Annotated in this window: 19 protein-coding genes; 14 read left to right on the top strand and 5 right to left on the bottom strand. The window is 60.6% G+C overall.

Going from position 1 to position 22,634, the window contains the following annotated elements:
- Positions 1 to 60 precede the first annotated feature (60 nt).
- From uraH to xdhC, 4 genes are all read left to right on the top strand, one after another.
- Complete coding sequence (gene uraH / locus QN222_RS05705) at positions 61 to 432, top strand: hydroxyisourate hydrolase (protein WP_283960713.1); 372 nt, start codon at positions 61 to 63, stop codon at positions 430 to 432.
- 6 nt (positions 433 to 438) lie between these two features.
- The gene (gene xdhA / locus QN222_RS05700; protein ID WP_283960712.1) at positions 439 to 1,920 is read left to right on the top strand and encodes a xanthine dehydrogenase small subunit; all 1,482 of its coding nucleotides are present in this window, start codon (positions 439 to 441) and stop codon (positions 1,918 to 1,920) included.
- Positions 1,921 to 2,048: 128 nt separating this feature from the next.
- Positions 2,049 to 4,391 (top strand): xanthine dehydrogenase molybdopterin binding subunit, encoded by a 2,343-nt coding sequence (gene xdhB, locus QN222_RS05695; protein ID WP_283960711.1) that lies wholly within the window; start codon positions 2,049 to 2,051, stop codon positions 4,389 to 4,391.
- 66 nt (positions 4,392 to 4,457) lie between these two features.
- Positions 4,458 to 5,318 carry a xanthine dehydrogenase accessory protein XdhC gene (gene xdhC / locus QN222_RS05690; protein WP_283960761.1) on the top strand — a complete coding sequence of 287 codons (861 nt, stop codon included), beginning with the start codon at positions 4,458 to 4,460 and terminating at the stop codon, positions 5,316 to 5,318.
- Between the two features lie 6 nt (positions 5,319 to 5,324).
- Here xdhC and QN222_RS05685 read toward each other — a convergent pair whose 3' ends face one another.
- Positions 5,325 to 5,720 (bottom strand): helix-turn-helix domain-containing protein, encoded by a 396-nt coding sequence (locus QN222_RS05685; RefSeq protein WP_283960710.1) that lies wholly within the window; start codon positions 5,718 to 5,720, stop codon positions 5,325 to 5,327.
- Positions 5,721 to 5,971: 251 nt separating this feature from the next.
- A complete protein-coding gene (locus QN222_RS05680) occupies positions 5,972 to 8,602 on the bottom strand; it encodes a malto-oligosyltrehalose synthase (protein WP_283960709.1) in 2,631 nt (876 codons plus the stop codon).
- A gap of 475 nt (positions 8,603 to 9,077) precedes the next feature.
- On the opposite strand from QN222_RS05680, the gene QN222_RS05675 reads away from it, so the two are divergent.
- Positions 9,078 to 9,446, top strand: a complete 369-nt coding sequence (locus QN222_RS05675; RefSeq protein WP_283960708.1) for a hypothetical protein — start codon at positions 9,078 to 9,080, stop codon at positions 9,444 to 9,446.
- Between the two features lie 144 nt (positions 9,447 to 9,590).
- On the opposite strand, the gene QN222_RS05670 is transcribed toward QN222_RS05675, so the two are convergent.
- Positions 9,591 to 10,505, bottom strand: a complete 915-nt coding sequence (locus tag QN222_RS05670; RefSeq protein WP_283960707.1) for a LysR family transcriptional regulator — start codon at positions 10,503 to 10,505, stop codon at positions 9,591 to 9,593.
- Positions 10,506 to 10,746: 241 nt separating this feature from the next.
- Between QN222_RS05670 and QN222_RS05665 the strand changes: the two genes are divergently transcribed.
- Positions 10,747 to 11,985, top strand: a complete 1,239-nt coding sequence (locus QN222_RS05665) for a urate hydroxylase PuuD (RefSeq protein WP_283960706.1) — start codon at positions 10,747 to 10,749, stop codon at positions 11,983 to 11,985.
- Complete coding sequence (gene guaD / locus QN222_RS05660) at positions 11,982 to 13,331, top strand: guanine deaminase (protein WP_283960705.1); 1,350 nt, start codon at positions 11,982 to 11,984, stop codon at positions 13,329 to 13,331. Before QN222_RS05665 ends, guaD begins: the two co-directional genes overlap by 4 nt.
- Positions 13,332 to 13,379: 48 nt before the next feature.
- On the opposite strand, the gene QN222_RS05655 is transcribed toward guaD, so the two are convergent.
- Positions 13,380 to 13,562, bottom strand: coding sequence for a hypothetical protein (locus QN222_RS05655; protein WP_283960704.1), 183 nt, complete (start codon positions 13,560 to 13,562; stop codon positions 13,380 to 13,382).
- Positions 13,563 to 13,761: 199 nt separating this feature from the next.
- Between QN222_RS05655 and QN222_RS05650 the strand changes: the two genes are divergently transcribed.
- The 7 genes from QN222_RS05650 to QN222_RS05620 all read left to right on the top strand — a co-directional run bounded on the left by QN222_RS05650 (position 13,762) and on the right by QN222_RS05620 (position 21,668).
- Positions 13,762 to 14,214: a Rieske 2Fe-2S domain-containing protein gene (locus QN222_RS05650; RefSeq protein WP_283960703.1), complete on the top strand. Its 453-nt coding sequence runs from the start codon at positions 13,762 to 13,764 to the stop codon at positions 14,212 to 14,214.
- Positions 14,141 to 14,689, top strand: coding sequence for a hypothetical protein (locus QN222_RS05645; protein WP_283960702.1), 549 nt, complete (start codon positions 14,141 to 14,143; stop codon positions 14,687 to 14,689). The genes QN222_RS05650 and QN222_RS05645 overlap by 74 nt, the downstream gene beginning before the upstream one ends.
- A 47-nt stretch (positions 14,690 to 14,736) precedes the next feature.
- Positions 14,737 to 16,029: an amidohydrolase family protein gene (locus QN222_RS05640; protein ID WP_283960701.1), complete on the top strand. Its 1,293-nt coding sequence runs from the start codon at positions 14,737 to 14,739 to the stop codon at positions 16,027 to 16,029.
- A gap of 53 nt (positions 16,030 to 16,082) precedes the next feature.
- A complete protein-coding gene (locus QN222_RS05635; protein ID WP_284005301.1) occupies positions 16,083 to 17,561 on the top strand; it encodes an aldehyde dehydrogenase family protein in 1,479 nt (492 codons plus the stop codon).
- A 65-nt stretch (positions 17,562 to 17,626) separates the two neighbouring features.
- On the top strand, positions 17,627 to 18,754 hold the full coding sequence (locus QN222_RS05630; protein ID WP_283960700.1) for a tripartite tricarboxylate transporter substrate binding protein: 1,128 nt from the start codon (positions 17,627 to 17,629) through the stop codon (positions 18,752 to 18,754).
- A 65-nt stretch (positions 18,755 to 18,819) separates the two neighbouring features.
- Positions 18,820 to 20,619: a thiamine pyrophosphate-binding protein gene (locus QN222_RS05625; RefSeq protein WP_284005300.1), complete on the top strand. Its 1,800-nt coding sequence runs from the start codon at positions 18,820 to 18,822 to the stop codon at positions 20,617 to 20,619.
- Positions 20,620 to 20,627: 8 nt separating this feature from the next.
- Entirely contained in the window at positions 20,628 to 21,668 is a 1,041-nt protein-coding gene (locus tag QN222_RS05620) for a LysR family transcriptional regulator (RefSeq protein ID WP_283960697.1), read from the top strand.
- A gap of 79 nt (positions 21,669 to 21,747) precedes the next feature.
- On the opposite strand, the gene QN222_RS05615 is transcribed toward QN222_RS05620, so the two are convergent.
- Positions 21,748 to 22,569 carry an IclR family transcriptional regulator gene (locus tag QN222_RS05615; RefSeq protein WP_283960696.1) on the bottom strand — a complete coding sequence of 274 codons (822 nt, stop codon included), beginning with the start codon at positions 22,567 to 22,569 and terminating at the stop codon, positions 21,748 to 21,750.
- Positions 22,570 to 22,634: the final 65 nt, after the last annotated feature.

Raw genomic sequence — 22,634 nt, 5'->3', positions numbered from 1 at the left:
AAGCCCATCTCCCCTCTGGATACTGTGCAGTGGAAAGCTGACTTCGGGAGGAGCGAACGCATGCAATCTCAAGGTGGAAACACCGGCCGCCTGACCACCCATGTGCTGGATACTGCAAGCGGCAAGCCGGCCAGCAACTTGCGCATCGAGCTCTACCGGTTCGATGGCGGGCGGGCGGAGCATCTCGTCTCCGCGAGGACCAACGACGATGGCCGCTGCGACCAGCCGCTGCTTGCCGGCGAGCGCATGGAAAGCGGGACCTACGAGCTGCGTTTCCACGCCGGCGAGTATCTCGGCCGGGCTGCGGAACGCGGCGCCAATCCCTTTCTCGACGTCATCCCGATCCGCTTCGGGATCGCCGACCAACTGGCGCATTATCACGTGCCGCTCCTGCTTTCGCCCTATGGCTACTCGACCTACCGGGGGAGCTGACCGGCCATGACGATTGAAATCCGCAACACGATCCGCTTCCTTCTGAACGACCGGCTTGTCGAGCTCGCCGATGTTTCGCCGGTCCAGACCCTGCTCGATTTCCTACGCATCGACCGCAACCTGCGCGGAACCAAGGAAGGCTGCGCCGAGGGCGACTGCGGTGCCTGCACCGTGCTTGTCGGCCGACTTCTAAACGGTCAACTAACGTACGAATCCATCAATGCCTGCATCCGCTTCGTCGGTTCGCTCGACGGCTGTCACGTCGTCACCGTCGATGCACTGGCCCAGCCGAACGGCCCGCTTCATCCGGTGCAGCAGGCGATGGTCGACACGCACGCCTCGCAGTGCGGCTTCTGCACGCCGGGCTTCGTCATGTCGCTCTATGGCCTCTGGATGGAGAATCCGAAGCCGAGCGTTCAGGAGATCGAAAAGGCGCTGCAGGGCAATCTCTGTCGCTGCACCGGCTACGCCGCGATCATCCGTGCGGCGGAAGCGATTTCGTCGATCGGCGAGGTCGGAAAGGATCCGCTCCTCGCGGAGCGTGAAAATATCGGCAGGCAACTTGCCGCGCTCCAGGATGGCCGCCGCGTCGTGATCGGCAACGAGGCTGAACGCTTCGTGCTGCCGGCCTCTGTCGAAGACTTTGCCGCCATCCTCGAAGCCGACCCGAAGGCGACGATCGTCGCGGGCTCGACCGACGTCGGTCTCTGGGTAACGAAGTTCATGCGCGACATTGCGCCGGTGGTGCACATCTCGCATCTCGAAGAACTGCGCCGAATTTCCGTCGGTGCTGACAGCATCACGCTCGGGGCCGGTGTCAGCTACACCGAAGCCTATCCGGTGATCGTGGAACACTTCCCGCAGATGCGGGAACTCTGGGACAGGATCGGTGGCCAGCAGGTGCGCAACATGGGCACCGTCGGCGGCAACATCGCCAATGGTTCGCCGATCGGCGACACACCTCCGGCGCTGATCGCTCTCGGCGCATCGGTGACGCTGCGCAAGGGCGCGCGGCGTCGGACGCTGCCGCTCGAAGCATTCTTCATCGAATACGGGAAGCAAGATCGCGAACCCGGCGAATTTGTCGAAACCGTATGCATCCCCTTCCTCGACGAAGGAACTCGTTTTGCCGTCTACAAGGTGACGAAGCGCCTGGACGAGGACATTTCCGCCGTTTGCGGTGCCTTTCGTGTGACGCTCGACGGACGGGGCAAGGTTGCCGAAGCGGCGGTCGCCTTCGGCGGAATGGCCGGCACACCGAAGCGTGCCTCGAAGGTGGAGGCGGTGCTCATAGGAGCCGATTGGACCGACGCGACGGTTGAGGCCGCCGTCGCCGCGTTTGCCGAGGACTTCACGCCTTTGACCGATTGGCGCGCCTCTGCCGAATACCGCATGCTCGTGGCGAAGAACCTGCTCCGCCGCTTTCATCTCGAAACGCAGGAAGCCGGGCACGTCCGGCTCGATCGCGCCATTGCCGTCGCGGTTTAGAGCGGGATGAGGAAAAGTGTGCGCGGTTTTCCGCCCGCATCCCGCTCTAACTTATTAGAATCGATCACGATTATGATTTTTGGGTCGATTCGACCCAAAATCATCGTGATCTAGAGGAGGTTTGAGCCATGAATGTCATGCAGCCCATCGACCGCATCCGAGGCGGCGTTCACGAGAAGGAAAAGCACGAGTCGGGCCACAAGCATGTCTCGGGCACGGCCGAATATATCGACGACATTCCCGAGCCTGCCGGGACATTGCACGGCTATCTCGGCCTGTCGGCGCGGGCGCATGCGGAAATCCTGTCGATCGACTTTGCGGATGTGAGCGCCAGCGCCGGCGTCGTCGGCATTCTGACAGGCGATGACATTCCCGGGGAAAACGATATCAGCCCGGCGCACAAGCATGACGATCCGGTTTTTGCGACCGGCAAGGTCGAGTTTCACGGCCAGCCGATCTTCGCCGTGATCGCCACGTCGCGCGATGCGGCGCGGCGGGCGGCTGCAAAGGTCAAGATCGACTATCGCGACCTGCCGCATGTCACGGACGTCAAGGAGGCCGTGGCAGCGAACTACCCACTGGTGATCGATCCGCTGAAGCTCGAACGTGGCGACATCGACGCCGGCTTCGCCAAGGCGAAGAACGTCATTCAGGGCGAGATGCGGATCGGCGGTCAGGACCATTTCTACCTGGAAGGCCATATTTCCTTTGCGATCCCCGGCGAAGACGACGAGGTGACCGTGTTCGCCTCGACCCAGCATCCGAGTGAGACGCAGCATATGGTCGCCCAGGTGCTCGGCGTTCCCTCCAACGCCGTGACGGTCAATGTCCGGCGCATGGGTGGCGGCTTCGGCGGCAAGGAGACGCAGGCGAACCTCTTTGCGGCGGTTGCTGCCATGGCGGCGCAAAAGTATCGCCGTGCCGTCAAGATCCGTCCTGACCGCGACGACGACATGACGGCGACCGGCAAGCGCCACGACTTCCATGTCGACTACAAGATCGGCTTCGACGATGACGGTCTGATCGAGGCGGTCGACGCGGTCTTTGCCGCGCGCTGCGGCTTCTCGGCGGACCTCTCGGGTCCGGTGACGGACCGTGCGCTTTTCCACGCCGACAATTGCTATTTCTATCCGAACGTCCGGCTGCGCTCGCGGCCGATGAAGACCAACACCGTGTCGAACACCGCCTTCCGTGGCTTCGGCGGACCGCAGGGCATGGTCGGCGGCGAGCGGATGATCGAGGATATCGCCTACACGCTTGGCAAGGATCCGCTCGAGATCCGCAAGCTCAACTTCTACGGCGGCGAGGGGCGAAACCTGACGCCCTATCACCAGACGGTGGAAGACAACATCATCGGGCGGATCATCGAGGAACTCGAAACGTCGGCGGATTATGCCGCCCGGCGTGAGGCCGTTCTCGCTTTCAACCGCGAGAACCACGTGATCAAGCGCGGCATCGCGCTGACGCCGGTGAAGTTCGGCATCTCCTTCACCAAGACGGAATACAACCAGGCCGGCGCTCTGGTTCATGTCTACACCGACGGCTCGATCCATCTGAACCACGGCGGCACCGAGATGGGGCAGGGGCTTTACACCAAGGTCGCCCAGGTCGTGGCCGACGAGTTCCAGGTCGACCTCGACCGGATCAAGGTGACCGCGACCTCCACCGGTAAGGTGCCGAACACATCGGCGACCGCCGCCTCGTCCGGCTCGGACCTGAACGGCATGGCGGCCGCCAATGCGGCCCAGCAGATCAAGGCGCGGCTCGTCAGCTTTGCGGCGGAACGCTATGGCGTCAGCGAAGCGGATGTCGCTTTCGAGCCGAATGTGGTGCGGATCGGCAGTGAGCGCGTTTCCTTCCCCGAGTTCATCAAGACGGCCTATACGGCGCGTGTGCAGCTTTCCGCCGCTGGCTTCTACAAGACGCCTAAGATCCACTGGAACCGCTCCGAGGGCAGGGGACGCCCGTTCTACTACTATGCCTATGGGGCATCCTGCTCGGAGGTCAGCGTCGACACACTGACCGGCGAATACCAGGTCGATCGCACCGACATCATCCACGATGTCGGCAAGTCGCTCAATCCGGCGCTCGACCTCGGCCAGGTCGAGGGCGCCTTCGTGCAGGGCATGGGCTGGCTGACGACGGAAGAACTCTGGTGGGATGCCAACGGGCGGCTACGCACCCATGCGCCTTCCACCTACAAGATCCCGCTCGCCTCAGACCGGCCGCGTGTCTTCAACGTACGTCTGGCGGAATGGTCGATCAACCGGGAAGAAACGATCCGCCGTTCCAAGGCGGTCGGCGAACCGCCCTTCATGTTGGGCATTTCCGTTCTCGAAGCTATATCAATGGCAGCGGCGAGTGTTGCGGGATATCGTATCCCGCCGCGTATCGACGCCCCGGCGACACCCGAGCGCGTGCTGATGGCGGTCGAGCGGCTGCGCGGGCAGGCAACGGAGACAACGCGGTAGCATTTTAAGGCGGCGCATGGCCGACCGGGCGTCGGACCATGCGCGGAAACAGGACCCACGATCATGCTGGCGAGCAGAGAGGATATCCGGGCTTTCCTGAACCAAGAAGCGGCGTGCGTCCTCGTCGAGGTGGCCGTCGCAGCCGGTTCGACGCCGCGCGATACGGATGCCTGGATGCTCGTGTCGAAAGACCGCACGTTCGCCACGATCGGCGGCGGCCAGCTGGAATATATGGCGATCGATCACGCGCGGAAGCTCCTTCAGGGAGCGAGCGTGGATCAGACGCTGACGATCCCGCTCGGCCCGGAGATCGGCCAATGCTGTGGCGGGCGCGTGGCGCTCGCCTTCGAGCCGGTCGACAAGGAAACCCGTGCAGCACTGATCGAGCGCAGCGAAAGCGAGATCGCCCGCCGACCGCATGTCTATGTCTTCGGCGCAGGCCATGTCGGCGATGCGCTCGCATTGGCGCTTTCGCTGGTGCCGCTTCGAACCATCCTCGTCGATACGCGCGAGCAGGAGCTTTCGGCCGTCGATGTGCCCGGGATCGAGACCTGCCTCACGGCGATGCCGGAGGCGGTCGTGCGCGATGCCCCGGCGGGAAGCGCGTTCGTCATTCTCACCCATGACCATGCGCTGGATTTCCTGATCGCCGCCGAAGCGCTCGGCCGCGAGGATGCCTGCTACGTCGGCATGATCGGCTCGAAGACCAAGCGCGCCACGTTCAAGAGCTGGCTTTCGCGGGAAATAGAACGCCCGGAGCTCCTCGAAAGGCTGGTTTGTCCGATCGGCGGGACGACCGTGAAGGACAAGCGACCGGCCGTCATCGCAGCGCTTGCCGCCGCCGAAATCATGACGGCTGCCCTGAACCATGATCACCCGAAGGACGGTCTCCCGTCGCGCAAACGCGGAAAGCCGGTCAGGGCGTAAGGCACGTCAACCGGTGCTCTCGCTCTCAGCGCCGGACCGCGGCCTGATGACGCAATCCGCAAGACGGTCAAGCTCGTTCAACTCCGCCGCGTGGCGCTGACCCCATTCGCAGAGCGCGAGCAGTACGGGTTCGAGGCTGAGGCCGAGTGCCGTTGCCGAATATTCCACGCGCGGCGGGACCTCGCGAAAGATCTCCCTATGGACAAGGCCATGCTCCTCCATCTCGCGGAGTTGCTGGATCAGAACCTTTTGACTGACGGCCGGCACCAGTCTCTTGAGCTCGGACAGCCGCTTTGGCGCGTCGAACAGGTGATAGAGGATGACGGCCTTCCAGCGCCCGGAGATCACTTTCAAGGCCCGCTCGGAAGGCAGAACCGGCAATTTCTTGATGATCTCGGCCATTGTTACCAGCTGGTCAGTATGGAACAAAAGAGTGTGTAGATCCCTCATGGACCGTAGGCCTAAATGGCGGCTAACGCAATTTCAGGAAAGGCGCGTAACGGCCTTTCCGTCCGGAATTGCGTCGATCTCTTGAACTCCTGCATGTTTCCTTAAATCGTAGCCGATTTAGGGATAAAAACATGCAGCAATTCAAAGTGCTACAGCGTCCTTTGCGCGTCTGCTAAGACGCGCGGCGCTGCAGTCTGCCCCGATCACGCCGGAACGATGAAGGCAACGGCGAAGCCGCGCAGCAGGTCTGCCACAGGAAGATGGCGGTGAGGCTCGACGAGGTCGCCGGTGGCGAGATTTCGCAAGCGCATGAGATCGCGGCCGTCGGGCCATACGAGACAGGTGTCGTGCCAGAGACCCGGGAGAACGGACAGCCGGTCCCCGTCCGTATGGCGGAATATGAGGCGCGGGATCACCGTGATCGAAAAGTCATTCTCGGTGTGGCGCATGAAAGCGGCGGCGTGGCGGAAGGCGGGGCCTCGCACTTGCAAGGGAAGATAGCCGCCTCTCATCAGCAGGTCCGAGCCCCTGTTTCGACGATAATTCAGGCATATTTCGATCAGCGCTTGCTTGCAGTCTTCGAAATTGCTCGTGGTCGGCACGCGCGGAAGTGCTGGCGGCGACGGGTGCGGTGAAAAAGGCCGGCGGTTATCAGGATCGACGAGACTGAAGTCGAGACGCTCGCTGCCTTGATAAATATCCGGAACGCCCGGTGCGGTGAGTTTGACCAGGGTTTGCGAGAGGCTGTTGATCAAGCCGGCCTGGATGAATGGCCTCGCCGTTCTCCCGAAGTTTTCGAGAAAGGTTCGGTTCCGCAAATCGAGGAGGTCAGAGAGAAACGCGGTCACTGCCGTTTCGTAGTGCTCATCCGGAGACTCCCAGCTCGTCCTGAGTTTTGCTTCTCGGAGCGCCTTAACGGCAAATCCGCAGAGACGCTCGCGTAAAGCGGAAAATTCGTCTTCGTCGAAAGAGGGGTCGATAGGCCAGATGCCAAGCAGGCTCTGGTAAAGGAACTGCTCCACGGTGGCCTCCGGCGCGCCGCCGCCCGGGAGACGGCGGATCCGTGCGGCATTTATGTCGTGCCAGCGCGCGACCGAGGCTGTCCAGACGTCCGGTGCCTCGCTGATGGCATAGAGACGGGCGCGTGCGTCCTCACCGCGCTTGGTGTCATGCGTCGACGTTGCCGACAGGCCGTTTGGCATGTCACGGGCGCGATCCTGCATCAGCTCATGAAAGCGGTCGGTGCCCCCCGGCCTCCAGACTGGATCGGCTCCCACCTCATTCGCCGCGAGATAGTCGGTCCTTCTGTAGAAGAAGGTATCCTCGACCGCCTTGGCCATGGCGGCGCCGCTCAATTGCTGAAAGCGCGTACGGAACTCGGATTGCGGTTTTCGGTTCGCCAGACCACTCCTTGATTTCAGCGCGGCAATGATGAGGGCAATTTCGGCGCCGGCAACGGGCGCTGCGGTCAATGCTTTCAACTCCATTTCGTCGAGGATCCGGCTGTCGCGCTCGGCTACGCCGCGGTCGCTGACATAGGTCCGGTAGACGGGCAGTGCTACGAGCAACCGACGAACGGCTTCGATGATGCGGCCGTTGGCGTGTGAGGAGCCGCCGTTGTCTTCGATGCGCGCGGCAAGCCTGGCGAGCCGCATGACTTCGGCGTTGAAATTATGGCTCAGCAGTTGCAGCTTGCAATCGAGGACCGCCTTTTCCGCCGCCGATCGTTGCGCCTTGCTCGAAAGCCGGGGAGAAGGCTGCTCGTTGGTCAGGAGTTCCGCGAGCGCGGAGATGAACTCGTAGCCTGTGGTGCCGTCGACGGGCCAATCCTGCGGCAGCGTTTCGCTCGCCCCTAATATCTTCTCGACGACGATGTAGGTGCTGTTGCCTGCGCGTTGCCGCAGCCTGTGAAGATAAGCATCGGGATCGGCGAGACCGTCGATGTGATCGACCCGAAGTCCGTCAACCAGGCCCCCCTGGACGAGGTCCAGAGTCAGTCGATGGGTGTCCTCGAAAACGGATGGATCTTCGACCCGCATGCCGATGAGACCGGCTATCTCGAAGAATCGGCGATAGCTCAGCTCGTCCCGCGCAGTATTCCAGCTCGTAAGCCGCCAACCCTGCATCCGATGCAGGCGCAGCAGGAGATCTTTGTCGGCGGAGAGCCGTTGAAGAAATTCGTCGACTTCGGCGGCGACCGCGGGCGTCTTCACAATCGAAGAAACTGCGGAATGAAGATGTGCGATACCCGTTGGTCCGGCCGCTGCGGCAATGGCACAGATCCGTTCGAGAGCGGGGTTCGCTTCCTTGAGAATTGCCGGATAGGTGGCCGGATTGAGCGGATAGAGCGCGTCGTAATACATGAGCGCCAGGCAATTGCGCTTGCGGTCGAGGGCGAGCCGGATGTTCCCGGCGGCGAGCTCTTCCTCAAAAGACCGCCCCAGAAAGGGTAGGGTGAGAGGCGACTGCCAGTCGATGTCAAAATGATCGGCGAAGGCACTGGAGCGGCCCGATTCGATGACGCTATGCCACCATTCGTTATCGAGGCTCGCAGCCATGTGGTTCGGGACGATGTCCAGGATTATCCCGAGCCCTTGCGCGTTCAACTCGCGGACCAGCCGCGAGAAACCCTCGCGACCGCCGAGTGCGGGCTCGATCTCGTTAAAGTCGATGACGTCGTAGCCATGCGTCGAGCCGCGCACGGCAGAAAATATCGGCGAGGCGTAAAGATGGGATATGCCGAGGCGGACGAGATGAGGGACCAACTCCACGGCTTTTGCGAAGTCCATCCCGTTTCGAAATTGCAGGCGGTAGGTTGCGTTGGGCGGCTGCATTGCGGGTGATCTGAATCCTGTGCCGGCTCAACACGATTCATCGCCCTTTGTTCCCAAGCGCTTTGATAATCCGCGTGCCGAGCTCAGGCCAGCACAAGCGCAGCAGCGGGCAGGTCCGGTGGTGGTTGGCGAGGCATGCCTCAAGGCGTGCCGTTCCGCCCGAACCGATCGGTGCTGTGCAGATCAAACCCTCGCAGTGATTCGGCGTAGGCCGGCGCATTCACAATTGCTGAAAGAATTAATCCGGAAGGATGATTATGAAATAGCGACAGGTTTGTCAGGAAAATCCTTTCTGAGATTCTGGAATTGCCTGTGCGTAGCCGGAACATCCTACGATAACCTAGCGTAAGGTGATGGAGTGTTTTGGTTGTATCGTCCAAAGTCGCAACCGCGCCTAAAGAATACATAAAACAGGTTCCTGGAAAGCGAGTTTTACTTTTCCGGATCCTGCAATCAAGGAGAAAGGGAGAACGTTATGAACAGAAACAGCGAAGATACAGTAGACAAACTGCGGCGTATTCTGACCATCTCCACAGCGGCAGCATTGCTGGCGACATTCGCTGCTCCTTTCACGATCGATGTTGCGAAGGCCGGAGACAGTGGTGACGGCGGCGACAGCGGCGACGGCGGTGACAGCGGCGACAGCGGTGACGGCGGCGACAACGGCGATGGTGACGGCGACGGCGATGGTGACGGCGACGGCGACGGCGACGGCGACGGCGATGGTGACGGCGACGGCGACGGCGACGGCAATGGCAAGGGCCCGAAGGGTAACAACGGCTTCGGCAATGGCGGAGGGGACGGCGTGCCCGGAAAATCCGGGAAGAGCGACGCTAACCGCTGACGTATAGCAATGTGAGGGCGGCTGCTTGCAGGAGGGCCGCCCTCCTTTGTTCGAAGCACCGAAGACGAGCGAAGCGGCCTTGCCCGCCCGCCCTTCTGAACTTCAAGAGCACCGCAGCGAGCGCGGATAAGGCGTGTCGAAACGTCAGGCGAGCAATTTGCCGATCAGCCGCTGACAGCGCTCGGCCATGAAGTCGATCATCAGCCGCACCTTCGGGTCCTGGAAGCGCTTGTGCGGATAGATTGCCGCAAGCTGCGCGCTAAGCGGTGGCGTATCCTGCAGGATCGGGATCAGGCCGCCCTCGTTTATATACTGCTTCACCTCGAACAACGGTTTGTTGATGATGCCGCGACCATCGAGCGCCCATTGCGTCAGCACGTCGCCGTCGTCGGAATCGTAAGGGCCGGTTACCTCGAACTTGCGCACACCGTCGGTCGTCTGCAGCGTCCAGTAATATTCCTTGGAGCCGGGATAGCGCAGCAGCAGACAGTCGTGATGGTCGGTGATGAGTTCATCGGGAGTGGCCGGTGTGCCGTGCCGCTCGAAATAAGCCGGCGCGCCGCAGACCACCCGCTCGCAGTTCATGATGCCGCGCATACGCAGGTTCGAATCCTCCAGAACGCCGAGCTTGAACGCGACGTCGACGCCTTCGCTCAAGATATCGACATTGTGGTCGGAGAGGCGCAGGCGCACTTCGATATCCGGATATTTGTCGTGGAACTCCGGAATCCCGGACGCGATCAGCCGACGGCCGATGCCGAGCGGAGCGGTGATGCGAAGCGCGCCCTTCGGATTGCGCGAAAGATCGGCGATGGCGCTTTCGGCCTCGTTCACGGCTTCCAGAATTTTGACCGCGCCATCGTAGAAGACGCGGCCGTGCTCGGTCGGCGTCAGCTTGCGGGTGGTGCGGTTGAACAGGCGGACGCCCATATGCCGCTCCAACTCCTTGATCCGGTTGCTGGCAACCGCGGGCGTCACACGCTGGTCGCGCCCCGCCGCTGACAGCGTTCCGAGTTCCACGACACGCACGAAAACGCGTACATTATCGAGATAAGACATGCCTCCCGCCTATGCTCCTCCAATGCCGACCGGCGTGCTTCAGCGCGCAAACAGTCGCTTTAACGCCTTGAATTTCTGCATAATTTCATTCCAAAATCGACCCCGATTTAACGGGCTATCCAATAAAGCACCCACGCTCCTTCGATTTTATAGATTTTTTTGAAAGAGTTGGTGCCCGCGCGGCGTTCTCCCCTGCCCAAGCAATGACACATAATGCCGCCCAGAAAAATGGGAGAGCCGCATGTATGAATTTGCCATTGCCTGGGACTGGCTGACATTTGCCGTGAGATGGCTGCATGTCATCACCGGCATCGCCTGGATCGGTTCGTCCTTCTACTTCGTCGCGCTCGACCTGGGTTTGAGACAGAGGCAGGGCCTGCCGGTCGGGGCCTATGGCGAGGAATGGCAGGTCCACGGCGGAGGCTTCTATCACATCCAGAAATATCTGGTGGCGCCGGAAAACATGCCCGAGCATCTGATCTGGTTCAAATGGGAGTCCTATGTCACCTGGCTCTCCGGCTTCGGCATGCTTGCCCTTGTCTATTATGCCGGTGCCGACCTCTATCTGATCGATCCCAACGTACTCGATGTGTCGAAGTCGACGGCGATTGCCATTTCGCTTGCTTCGCTTGCCTTCGGCTGGCTCGCCTATGATAGGGTCTGTCGCTCGCCGCTCGGCAACGACAACACCCGGCTGATGGTGCTGCTCTATTTCGTGCTTGTGGGCGTCGCGTGGGGCTACACCCAGCTCTTCACCGGCCGTGCCGCCTATCTGCATCTCGGCGCCTTCACCGCGACGATCATGTCGGCGAACGTGTTCTTCATCATCATTCCGAACCAGAAGAAGGTCGTCGCCGATCTGATCGCGGGCCGGATACCCGATCCGGCGCTCGGCAAGCAGGCAAAGCAGCGCTCGACCCACAACAACTACCTGACGCTGCCCGTCCTGTTCCTGATGCTGTCGAACCACTATCCGCTGGCCTTCGGCACCCAGTACAACTGGATGATCGCCTCGCTCGTCTTCCTGATGGGGGTCACGATCCGCCACTGGTTCAACACCCGGCACGCCCGCAAGGGCAACCCGACCTGGACGTGGCTCGTCACGGCGGTGCTTTTCATCGTGATCATGTGGCTCTCGACCGTACCCAAGGTTCTTTCCGAGGGCGGCGAAGCCCGAGCTTCGACGGCCGAACAGGCCGTTGTCGCGTCGGCGGACTTCGACAATGTACGCGACACCGTGCTCGGCCGTTGCTCCATGTGCCATGCCAAGGAACCTGGCTGGGAGGGGCTCATCGTGCCACCGAAGGGTGTCGTCCTCGAAAGCGATAGCGACATCGTCGCGCATGCCCGCGAAATCTATCTGCAGGCCGGCCGCTCGCATGCCATGCCACCCGCCAATGTCACTGGTGTAACCGAAGAAGAACGCCGCCTGCTGGTCTCCTGGTATGAAACGGCGGTGAAGGAAGGAAAGCTTCAATGAATGAGTTGCTGATCCGCGGCCGGGTGCTGACCTTCGTCAGGCAACCCGAAGGCATCGACGATACGGCCTCCTACCGCTTTTTCGAGGACGGCGCCGTGCTTGTCCGGAACGGCAAGGTCGCAGGTGTTGGTACCTATGCTGATGTCGCCAGACAGGCCGGCGAGGGCGTGAAGGTCGCCGATCATCGTCCCCATCTCGTCCTGCCGGGACTCATTGATACGCACCTGCACTTTCCGCAGACGCAGGCGATCGCCTCCTATGGCGCGCAGCTTCTCGAGTGGCTGAACACCTACATCTTCGTCGAGGAACAGAAATTCCGTGCGCCTGAGCACGCCGCCTTCATCGCCGGCCGTTTCCTGGACGAATTGCTCGCCAACGGCACCACGACGGCGGTCGCCTATTGCTCCGTGCATCCGGAAAGCGTCGACGCCTTCTTCAGAGCGGCCGAGGCGCGCAACATGCTGATGGTCGGCGGCAAGGTAATGATGGACCGCAATGCGCCGGAGGCGCTGCGAGACACGCCCGAGAAGGGCTATGAGGAGACCAAGTGCCTGATCGACAGGTGGCATGGCCGTGGCCGGGCGCATTATGCGATCAGCCCGCGTTTCGCCATTACCTCGACGCCGGAACAGATGGAGATGAGCCGGGCGCTCGTGGCCGAGCATCCCGACTGCTACGTCCAGACGCATCTTTCGGAAAACAAGGACGAGATCGCCTTCGCGACCTCGCTTTACCCGCAGGCGAAGGACTACACGGATATTTACGCGCGTTATGGTCTTCTCGGTCGCAAGACGCTGCTCGGCCATTGCATCTATCTGAGCGACCGCGAGATATCCGTGCTTGCCGAGACCGGAGCGGTCGGTGTGTTCTGCCCGACGTCCAACCTCTTCTTGGGCAGCGGCTTGTTCGACCGCGACCGTTTCGACAGCCTCGGCGCTCGCCATTCGGTTGCGACCGATGTCGGCGCCGGGACGAGCTTCTCGATGCTGGAAACCATGGACGAGGCCTATAAGGTACTGCACCTGCAGGGCCAGCGGTTATCGCCGCTAAACTCGTTCTACATGATGACCCTGGGTAACGCCCGCGCGCTCGAGCTTGAACATTCGATAGGCTCGCTGCATGTCGGTGCCGATGCGGACATCGTCGTTCTCGACAGCCGCGCGAAGCCCGCGATGGAGTTGCGGATGCAAGTGGCCACTTCATTGGTCGAAGAGCTTTTCGTCCTGCAGACGATGGGTGACGATCGCTCGGTGGCCGAAGTCTATGTCGCCGGCAAGCCGATGAAGCACGGTGCCCGCGAGGCACCTGTCGCCGCCCCTTCGGCGAGGATGTTTGAAACGGCCTGACTCGATCTTAAAAACGACCGCGGCGGTTGGGACTCGCGTTCCGGCCGGCTACAGTTCTTCCGGCCGCTTGCCGCCCACGGCACCGGCCAAGGCGTCGGCGCTTTCTCGCGCCATCAGCGCGCGAATAGCGGGCTTTTCATCCGTCATCCCTACGGGAAGGCCGACATCGATATGCCGGCGACTGTCACCCCATATTTTGAAGACCGGTGCCGCGAGGCCATCGACTCTCACGATCGCAACAGAGCGCCGCTCGTGGCTTGAAGGAGTGCTCTGCACCGGCAAGAACCGTCGTCATATTCACGGATAGACGTGCGGCCGAAGCTGAAGTTCGCTGTAATGTCACAATGAATTCAAAAGCCTAAACCAGACCAAAGAAAAAGCTATCGCTAAGCTAAAGCGAATGTTCTGGACGCGACGGCGGTGCCGTCGAATGCTGCGCCCAACAGAGTATCGCAGCAAAGCCGAGTACGTCGCCAATGCACGATGCTCCAAAGCATGCGGTCAAGGGAGGTCAATTTTGGGCGAGCAATACGTCTGTAAGTCGTTCGAATTCAAGGACGGTGAACGGCGGATCATTCGGATCGGCGATGATGAAATCGGGGTGTTCAGGCATGAGGGCGAATTTTTCGCCTATAGCAATTACTGCGTTCACCAGGGTGGCCCGGCTTGCGAAGGGCTGATTATCGCGCGGGTCGAGGAGCGCCTTCGGCCTGACAAGACATCAATGGGTCTCTTCTTTTCCGAGAAGGACATGAGCTTCGCCTGTCCCTGGCATGGCTATGAATACGACATGCGCACCGGCCAGCACATTGCCGATCGCAGAGTCCGCCTGCGCAAATATCAAGTCTTGCAGAAGGGGGAGGATATCTATGTCGTCGTCTGAACGCATGGTCTCGGCCTGTGAACCCGATGCGGCGGAAAAGGTGGCCTTCGTGAAGGCTGTTTTCAAAGGCATCGAATCGGGAACCGAAGCGGCGCGGATCGTCGAGCGCAAAAAGCAGGGTGAGGCAGCAGCGCCGCAGGTGGAGCTATTGCGCCGGATTCCGGCGCAACCGTCGCCTGAATCTCAGCCTCTCCATCAGTTGTCTGCTTCCATGCTGGCAGTGGCGGCCGAGATCGAGGCGGCCGTTTCCGACGATGATCCTGGCCGCATCGATGTTCGCGCGCAACAGGCGCTTATGAGCGCGCTTTGTCGGCTCTACGCGGCAAATGACGAACGAGGCAATCATTTCGACGTGCTTAGCGAACAGACGACCGTGACGGCAACCGATGCGATGGTTCTGTGCGGTGCGTTGCTCAAAGCCGTCGATCTGCAGGTGTTCGAGCTCGCTCTCTGGCAGAGCTGGAGTTCGCGATAACCCGCAGCTTGCCTCAGCCAGATAATCTCATTGAAAGCAAAGCCACCATGGACCTTATTTCCGATCGCGGCCGCCGCGTCCCTATCGAAGACCTCAACACGACCAGGCTTCTCGATCATGCCGCCAAGCAGGCGCGTGACCGCAGATATGAAGATGTGCTGATCGTAGATTGCGATGCGCATCACTACGAGAATGAGAACCTCTCCGAGATCATCCCCTTTATGGAAAACGAGGTCTTCAAGCAGCTCTCGCTTTCCAGCCGCACGAAAGGACGCGGCCATATTTCGCCGGTCGGCTACGGGTGGCAGGATATGGGTGGGCGCGTAACCCGCTATCCCATGCGGTCGTCAGAGAAGACGCCTGTCGAGAAGGGGCCGAAGCGGGATGTCGAGCTCGGCTTCCGCTGGATGGACGCAATGGGGGTCGATTATTCATGCCTCTTTCCGACGGGCATGCTGAATATCGGCCTGCATCCCCAGAAGGAGATGGAGTTCGAACTGTCCTGGGCCTATGCCCGCTGGGTGACCGAGAAGGTCCTGCCGGAATCGCAGGGTCGTATGTATACGATGCTGGGCCTGCCTTTCAGCGATCCGGAGGGCTGTCTACGCATGGTGGAGACCTTCGGCGACCGCAAAGGCGTGGGCGGTTTCATGGTCACTTCCGTCCGAGAGAAGATGGCCGTCTACGACAACGCCTATATGAAGCTCTACCGGGCTCTGGAAGAGCGTGGACTTGCGCTTGCCTTCCATTCGGGGCCGAACTGGAACTCCTCGACCTTCCAAAGCTGCAATCGCTTTATCTCCGCGCACGCACTCGGCTTTAGCTGGTTCAGCATTCTGCACTGCACCAACTGGGTTGTGAACGGCATGGGCGAGCGTTTCCCCAAGCTGCCGGTCATCTGGATTGAATCCGGACTGGCATGGATCCCCTTCCTCATGCAGAAGCTCGATCATGAATTCATGCTCCGCCCCTCGGAATGTCCGCTTCTGAAGAAGAAGCCGTCGGACTACATGCGGGACATGTTCTATTCCACGCAGCCGATGGAAATCCAGGATATGCAGGCCTTGGAAACGACGTTTCGGATGATGAATGCCGAGACGCAGCTGATGTATGCCTCGGATTACCCTCACTGGGATTTCGACTTGCCGTCGACCATCTGGGACCTGCCTTTCCTGAGCGACAGGGCGAAGCACAACATCATCGGTGGAACGGCGGCCCGCCTCTTCAAACTGGAGCCACGCAATGAGGCTCAACGGCAGAACCTGATCAAATATGGAAACTATCGGGGTTCGACCGCCGCACCGGCGCGGGAGTCGACGCCGCCCGAACCCGCTCTTTGAGGAAAGACGTACCGACGACCATCGGTCGGGCTGATGTGGAAGGAATGGAAGTAATGGGAGATATCGTTTTCCCGGCGGAGCGCGCGCTCTTCTACGGCGGTGGCTGGCACGCTCCCGTCAGGGGCGGAGTGAAGCACAGCATCAGCCCGGCAACCGGCGAGGACCTCGGCCCGGTTCCGGAAGCGACCTTGGAAGATGCGGAACGGGCGATTGCTGCGGCGCAGAAGGGTTTTGAGGAATGGCGCAAAGTCCTGCCGCTTGAGCGGGGCAAGATCATGAAGGAAGCGGCGGCCGTCATTCGCCGCCACGGGCCGGAACTGACTTTGCTCGATGCGGTCGATGGCGGCAATCCGATGACACCGATGGTCAAGGATGCGGTCTCGGCTGTCCAGAGATTTGAATATTTTGCAGGTCTCGTGACGGAGATGAAGGGAGCTTCGATACCGGTCGGGCCGGATGCCATCAATTTCTCCGTACGAGAACCGCTCGGTATCGTGGCCAGAATTACGGCGTTCAATCATCCATTCCAGTTCTGCGCGAGCAAGATCGCCTCCGCCCTGGCAGCCGGCAACGCCGTCATCCTGAAGCCGTCCGAACAGGCGCCACTGTCAGGGCTCCGCCTTGCAGAGCTGATCGGTCCGCTTTTCCCTGCCGGGACGCTCAATGTGCTGACAGGCGGTCGCGAGCTCGGCCAGGTCTTGTCATCGCATCCGTCGATTGCGGCCGTCTTGGTCGCCGGCAGCGTTCCGACTGGCCGAGCGGTGATGCGTTCGGCAGCCGATACTCTGAAGAAGGTGGCGCTGGAGCTTGGAGGCAAGAATGCGCTCATCGCCTTTCCGGATGCCGATCCGGACCGTGTTGCGGCGGCAGCCGTCAGCGGCATGAACTACGCTTGGTGCGGTCAATCCTGCGGCTCGATGAGTCGCCTCTTCCTGCATGATGCCATTCATGACGAAGTTGTTGAGCGCATCGGCAAATATATCAGCCGTTTCAAGCCCGGCCTGCCAACCGACCCTGCAACGACTATGGGATCGCTGATCAGCCGCGCGCACTACGAAAAGGTTCTCGGGTATATCGAAACCGGCAAGCGGGAGGGAGCGCGCGTCGTCTATGGCGGTAAGCGACCCGATGATCCGGAGCTTGCAGAGGGCTGTTTTATCGAGCCGACAGTCTTCGTCGACGTGAAGCAATCGATGCGCATCGCCATGGAAGAGATCTTCGGCCCCGTGCAGTCGGTTATCCGGTGGTCTGATGAACACGCCATGCTGAAGGACGTCAATTGCGTCGAATACGGGCTGACCTCGTCGATCTACACCAACGACCTGGAAAAGGCGCATCGGACGGCGGCGGCAGTTCAGGCGGGTTATATCTGGGTAAACAGCACCAGCCGGCACGTGCTCGGGGCGCCCTTCGGCGGCTACAAACAGTCTGGTCTGGGCCGCGAGGAGTGTCTCGAGGAACTCCTTGCCGCGACACAGGAGAAGAACATCAACATCCACTTCTCCGGGGCGCGGGCGCAAACGGCGTCGTGAGCAGTTGCCCCTGGTGGTGAGCGGCACAGCAGAGGACGTGTCCATCATCATCTGAAAAGACGTGAATGTGCCGCGCGGTCGGATCGGGTCTGCGCGGCCGGGGAGGCTTGTCGTTTGGAGGAATTGGCTGGCTGGGCAGCCACGTTGCCGAGGGTTCTCGGCAACAGTGTAGAGCGAAAGGGAGGAGTTCAATGACTATTTTTTCGAGAGGCATCGCAGCTGGTGCCGCTCTTCTTGCATGTGGATGGGCAACGGTTGCCATGGCGCAATCGGGGCCAGAATACTTCAACGGTAAAACGGTGAATTACATCATCGCGACCGAACCCGGCGGTGGTTATGACACCTATGGCCGACTGGTCTGCGAGTTCATGCAGAAGCACCTGCCGGGCTCGACCTTTGTCGTGCGCAACATGCCAGGGGCCGGCAACCTCCTTGGCGCAAATTACATCGCTGCGTCGACCCCGGACGGACTGACGATCGGTAGCTTCAACACGGGGCTGGTCTATAGCCAGCTCTCTGGGAACGAAGGCGTCAGGTTCGACCTCACGAAGATGTCGTGGATCGGCAAGGCAGCCTCGGATCCGCGTGTGGTTGTCGTAGCGGCTGACGCCGATATCAAGGATTTCAAGGAACTGCAGAGTCTCGACAAGAAGCTGAAGTTCTCCACGTCGGGAGCAGGCAGTGCGTCGGAGGTCAACACAACGATCCTGGTTAGCGCATTGAAGCTGCCGATTGATGTCATCAGCGGCTACAGCGGCAATGACGACCAGCTCGCCATCATGCGGGGCGAAGTGCAGGGTGTGATCAGTTCGCGGTCGAGCTTCGAGCCCTTCGTCAAGGAAGGCCATGGCAAGTTCCTTGCGCAGATTGGTGGCTCGGATACCGATGTTCCTCAGTTGGCAACGTTGGTTGACAACGAAGAAGCGCAAAAGGCCATCGCACTCGTTGAATCGCAGAGCGACATCTCGCGCCTCACCGTCGGTCCGGAGGGAATTCCTGACGACATCCTGAAGACGTTGCGGGACGCCTATTCCGCAGCAATATCCGATCCGGAATTCATCGCCAAAGCCGATAAGCTCGGCCTGCCGCTCGACCCGGCCGTTGGTGATGAAGTCGCCGATCTGGTCAAGAAGGCACTCGACCAATCGCCGGAAATGGTCGGGTTTTTGAAGCAGGCTTTAAAGAAAGACTGATCGGCAAACGCCTCTGTCGGGCGGCGGCCTCCGCCGCTCATTTTCTTACCCAAGGAGCGGAATGCATGACGATGCAGGAGAAGGCTGACCCGAAGGCCAAGGCGCTGGAGGAGAGCGAAGGTTCGGCACCGTTCGGATGGCAGTCCGATGTGATCGCCGATCTGATCAAGCAATACGGTTTTCCCTTCATCACGCTAAATCCAGGCGCCAGTTATCGCGGCCTGCACGACTCGCTTGTCAATCACAATGGCAATGAGCCGGAAATGCTGGTTTGTCAGCATGAGAAAATCGCGGTTGAGATCGCGCATGGTTATGCCAAGGCGACAGGTAAGCCGCTCGCCGTGATCGTCCACAACGTTGTCGGTCTGCTTCATGCGACGCTCGGCGTTTATACCGCCTATACGGACCGTGCGCCGGTTTTCTTGATCGGCGCCACCGGCCCGATGGACGAAGGAAAGCGCCGTCCCCGTGTCGATTGGGCTCATACGGCCAATGTGCAGGGCACCCAGGTGCGCGATTACGTCAAATGGGATTACCAGCCAGGTGGCATCGACGGTGTCGTCGACAGCTTTGCCCGCGCCTATTCGATCATGATGACGGAGCCGCGCGGTCCGATCTACATGGTCTATGATGCCGCGCTGCAGGAAGCGCCGCTTGCCGCACCGGTTACCTTGCCGTCACCCGCTTCGGCAACGGTACCGAGCCGCATAGCACCCGATCCGAAAGCGCTGGAAGAAGCCGCGGACCGCCTCGTTTCGGCCGAATGGCCGGTGTTGCTGCCGCAATACGTCGGTTGCGATCCGAATGGCTTTTCCAATACTGTCGCGCTTGCCGAGGCGCTCGGTGCGCCTGTCGTCGACACGCAATGGCGTCTGAACTTCCCGACCGAGCATCCACTCGACATGCGCATGAGCAAAGAGGTCTTCAAGCAGGCCGATCTTATTACCTTGCTCGATTGTCGGGACTGGGAGCGACCGACCCATGTGAACGACCGGATCAACCGTACACTGCAACCTCTTTACCCGAAGGGGTGCGAGTGGCTGGACATCGGCTTCGCCGATATCGAAATTTCAAAATGGGCAGCCGATTATCAGCGCTATCCGGACTGTTCGCAGCGGCTGCTTGCCGATCCGGCCCTTGCAATGCCGGCGCTCACCTCGCTGATTTCAAGACGTTCCAGGGACGATGCAAGGCTCGCAAGGCGTATAGAGGAACGATCGCATGCGGTGGCCGGGATGCATGATGCCCAGCGCGCGAAATGGCGCGAGGAAGCGCGTGAGAACTGGAATGCCAGCCCGATTTCACTGCCGCGCCTTGCCAGCGAGGTCTGGGAGAAGATCAGACATGAGGATTGGGTCCTGACTACGAACCCGTTCGAGGACTGGGCACCCAAGCTCTGGGATTTCGACAGGCATTATCGCTGGGCAGGCCGAGGTCTCGGTCCGGGAACACAGATCGGCATTTCTCTTGGCATCGCGCTTGCGCATCGCGGCACGGGTCGCCTCGTCGTCAACTGCCAGACGGATGGCGATCTGCTCTTCGATGTCGGCGCGCTTTGGTTCGCCGCCAAGCACAAAGTGCCGTTCCTCTGCGTCATGCACAACAACCGCGCCTATTACAATGATTGGGAACACCAGGTGACAGTCGCAGAACAGCGTGGGACGCCGGTCAGCCGCGCTCATATCGGCATGGACTTGTTTGATCCCGCCCCCGATTTCGCAACGCTGGCCCGAGGATGCGGCTGGTATGCGGAGGGCCCGATCGAGGATCCGGCGGACATCGGTCCGGCACTGGAACGTGCCATTGCCAAAGTGAAAAGCGGCGTTCCCGCCCTGATCGACACGATTACTCAATTCACCGGTTGAACAACCGCTTGACGCTTGTCAAGAAAGGCGCATGCGTGAAAAGGTACGCATGCGCCGTAGTCTTGGTAAAAAGGGGCGAACTGATCCCTCAAGTGCGGACGAGAAGCAATGTCGTCACACTTTGGGAGGAACGTCAGATAAATTTTCGGCAGTTGACCTATTTCCGCAAGGTTGTCGAGCTTGGCAACATGACAGCTGCGGCCGAAACGCTGAACGTCGCGCAACCTGCGCTCGGCTCGCAGATCAAGCAGCTCGAAGGTGAGCTTGGCATCGAATTGCTTGTGCGGCATTCGCGCGGCATCACTCCAACCCCGGCGGGCAGACTTCTCTATACGCATGCGCAGCATATTCTCGATGATGTCGCGACGGCGGCCAACGAAGTCCGTGCGCTCACGGCTGCCAAGCGGATTGAACTGCGGCTCGGCGTCGGTCGAACAATGTCAAAGCTACTCGGCCAAGACCTCTTGGCCGATGCGAATCAAACAATGCCAGATGTCACGATCCACGTCATTGAAGAGCGGCCACCGGATCTGTTGCATGCTTTGGAGGAGGGGCAAGTCGATGTCGCATTCCTCAACAATGTCGGTGAATGGTCCGGCTTGAAACGAAAAGCGGTGCTGGAGGAGGATCTTCTGTTCGTCACCGCCTCGAGCCAAGCCGCACAGGAAGAAAGCATCGAATTTACAGAGGCTCTGCAATACGACCTTGCAATTGGTGGCGAACGCGGCGTTCTGCGTCATATTGTCGAAAGCGAAGCCAGGAGATTGTCGCTCGATATTCGCATTGCCCATGAGGTTCATTCGATCGATTCAATCGCGTCTGGCACCGCGGCGATGATCATGCCCTATGGCTTGATCGCTAAAGAAGTGCGCGAAGGAACGCTCGCCGCTCGCCGCATAATTAAGCCTGCCCTCACGCGCACGCTCTACATGGTTCGTCGACATTCCGAAGTGCCGGTTTTGGATGATCAGCGTGTGATCCATCATCTCCAGAGGCTAATGGATGTCTATCTGAGCTTGGTCAAACCATGGGCACGACTGCTCTCATAGTACAGTTGCATGATTGACGGCCCGCGGGGCGGCGGTGCTCGCCAATAAGACGCAGCCGCCGGAATTTGCCTTCCGGCCGCTACAGTTCTTCCGGCCGCTTGCCGCCCATCGCGCGTGTCAGGGCGTCGGCTGTCTCTCTGACCATCGGCCCGAGGATGGCGAGCTTCTCGTCTGTCACTCGGACCGAGGGGCCCGAGATCGATATGCCGGCGATCGTCTCGCCGTATTCGTTGAAGATCGGCGCCGCGACACAGCGCATGCCGAGCGTGTGCTCCTCGTCGTCTATCGACCAGCCCCTGAGCCGTATTTCCTGAATGTCCCGCAACAGGCCGGGCAGCGTATCACGTGTCTTCTCGGTAAAGTGGGTGAGGGGTCGGCCGGACATCAACTGGCCGATTTCCTTGTCGGACCACGTCGACAGGATCGCCTTGCCGATGCCCGACGCGTGGACCGGACCACGCCGCCCCGGCCGGAAGAAAGCCCGCATCGGCGCATGGCTTTCGACCTGGGAGATGAAGACGACATCGCCGCCTTCCTCGATGGCGATATTGGCCGTTTCGCCGCTGGCCTCCATCAGCTGCTTGAGGAACGGGCGGCTGATCGTCCCGAGTTTGCGGAAGCGCAGGAAGGCATTGCCGATTTCGAAGGCCTTGAGGCCGACGGTCCACACCCCCGTGTCGCTGTCGTTCATCACCATGCCGTGGGAGGAGAGCGAGGTGAGCAGCCGGTGCACGGTCGAGGGCGCCATGCCGGTGCGCTCCGAAAGCGAGGTCAGCGTCGAGTTGTCGTTTTTGGCAACGATCGCCAGGAGCGTCAGGCTGCGATCGAGCACTTGCACGGACGAAGGTGCGGCATTCTCGGCGGCCTTGCGGCCGCGCTTTCCCTTGCCCGTCGACTCCATGAATCATTCTCCAAATCGGTTGCCTCGATCCATCTTCCTCTACCGCGATTGCCTTCGATTTTCTC

Origin of the sequence: Sinorhizobium sp. 6-70 (assembly GCF_030124375.1) — a bacterium.
Taxonomy (GTDB): Bacteria; Pseudomonadota; Alphaproteobacteria; order Rhizobiales; family Rhizobiaceae; genus Sinorhizobium.
The sequence above is the reverse complement of the archived record's forward strand: the minus strand, read 5'-3'. Positions and strand labels throughout refer to the sequence as shown.

Bases quoted from the DNA above. Each gene is read 5' to 3' on its own strand.
- uraH (WP_283960713.1), top strand. From the start codon at position 61: ATGCAATCTCAAGGTGGAAACACCGGCCGCCTGACCACCCATGTGCTG.
- xdhA (WP_283960712.1), top strand. From the start codon at position 439: ATGACGATTGAAATCCGCAACACGATCCGCTTCCTTCTGAACGACCGG.
- xdhB (WP_283960711.1), top strand. From the start codon at position 2,049: ATGAATGTCATGCAGCCCATCGACCGCATCCGAGGCGGCGTTCACGAG.
- QN222_RS05685 (WP_283960710.1), bottom strand. From the start codon at position 5,720: ATGGCCGAGATCATCAAGAAATTGCCGGTTCTGCCTTCCGAGCGGGCC.
- QN222_RS05680 (WP_283960709.1), bottom strand. From the start codon at position 8,602: ATGCAGCCGCCCAACGCAACCTACCGCCTGCAATTTCGAAACGGGATG.
- QN222_RS05675 (WP_283960708.1), top strand. From the start codon at position 9,078: ATGAACAGAAACAGCGAAGATACAGTAGACAAACTGCGGCGTATTCTG.
- QN222_RS05670 (WP_283960707.1), bottom strand. From the start codon at position 10,505: ATGTCTTATCTCGATAATGTACGCGTTTTCGTGCGTGTCGTGGAACTC.
- QN222_RS05665 (WP_283960706.1), top strand. From the start codon at position 10,747: ATGTATGAATTTGCCATTGCCTGGGACTGGCTGACATTTGCCGTGAGA.
- guaD (WP_283960705.1), top strand. From the start codon at position 11,982: ATGAATGAGTTGCTGATCCGCGGCCGGGTGCTGACCTTCGTCAGGCAA.
- QN222_RS05650 (WP_283960703.1), top strand. From the start codon at position 13,762: ATGCTGCGCCCAACAGAGTATCGCAGCAAAGCCGAGTACGTCGCCAAT.
- QN222_RS05640 (WP_283960701.1), top strand. From the start codon at position 14,737: ATGGACCTTATTTCCGATCGCGGCCGCCGCGTCCCTATCGAAGACCTC.
- QN222_RS05635 (WP_284005301.1), top strand. From the start codon at position 16,083: ATGGGAGATATCGTTTTCCCGGCGGAGCGCGCGCTCTTCTACGGCGGT.
- QN222_RS05630 (WP_283960700.1), top strand. From the start codon at position 17,627: ATGTGCCGCGCGGTCGGATCGGGTCTGCGCGGCCGGGGAGGCTTGTCG.
- QN222_RS05625 (WP_284005300.1), top strand. From the start codon at position 18,820: ATGACGATGCAGGAGAAGGCTGACCCGAAGGCCAAGGCGCTGGAGGAG.
- QN222_RS05615 (WP_283960696.1), bottom strand. From the start codon at position 22,569: ATGGAGTCGACGGGCAAGGGAAAGCGCGGCCGCAAGGCCGCCGAGAAT.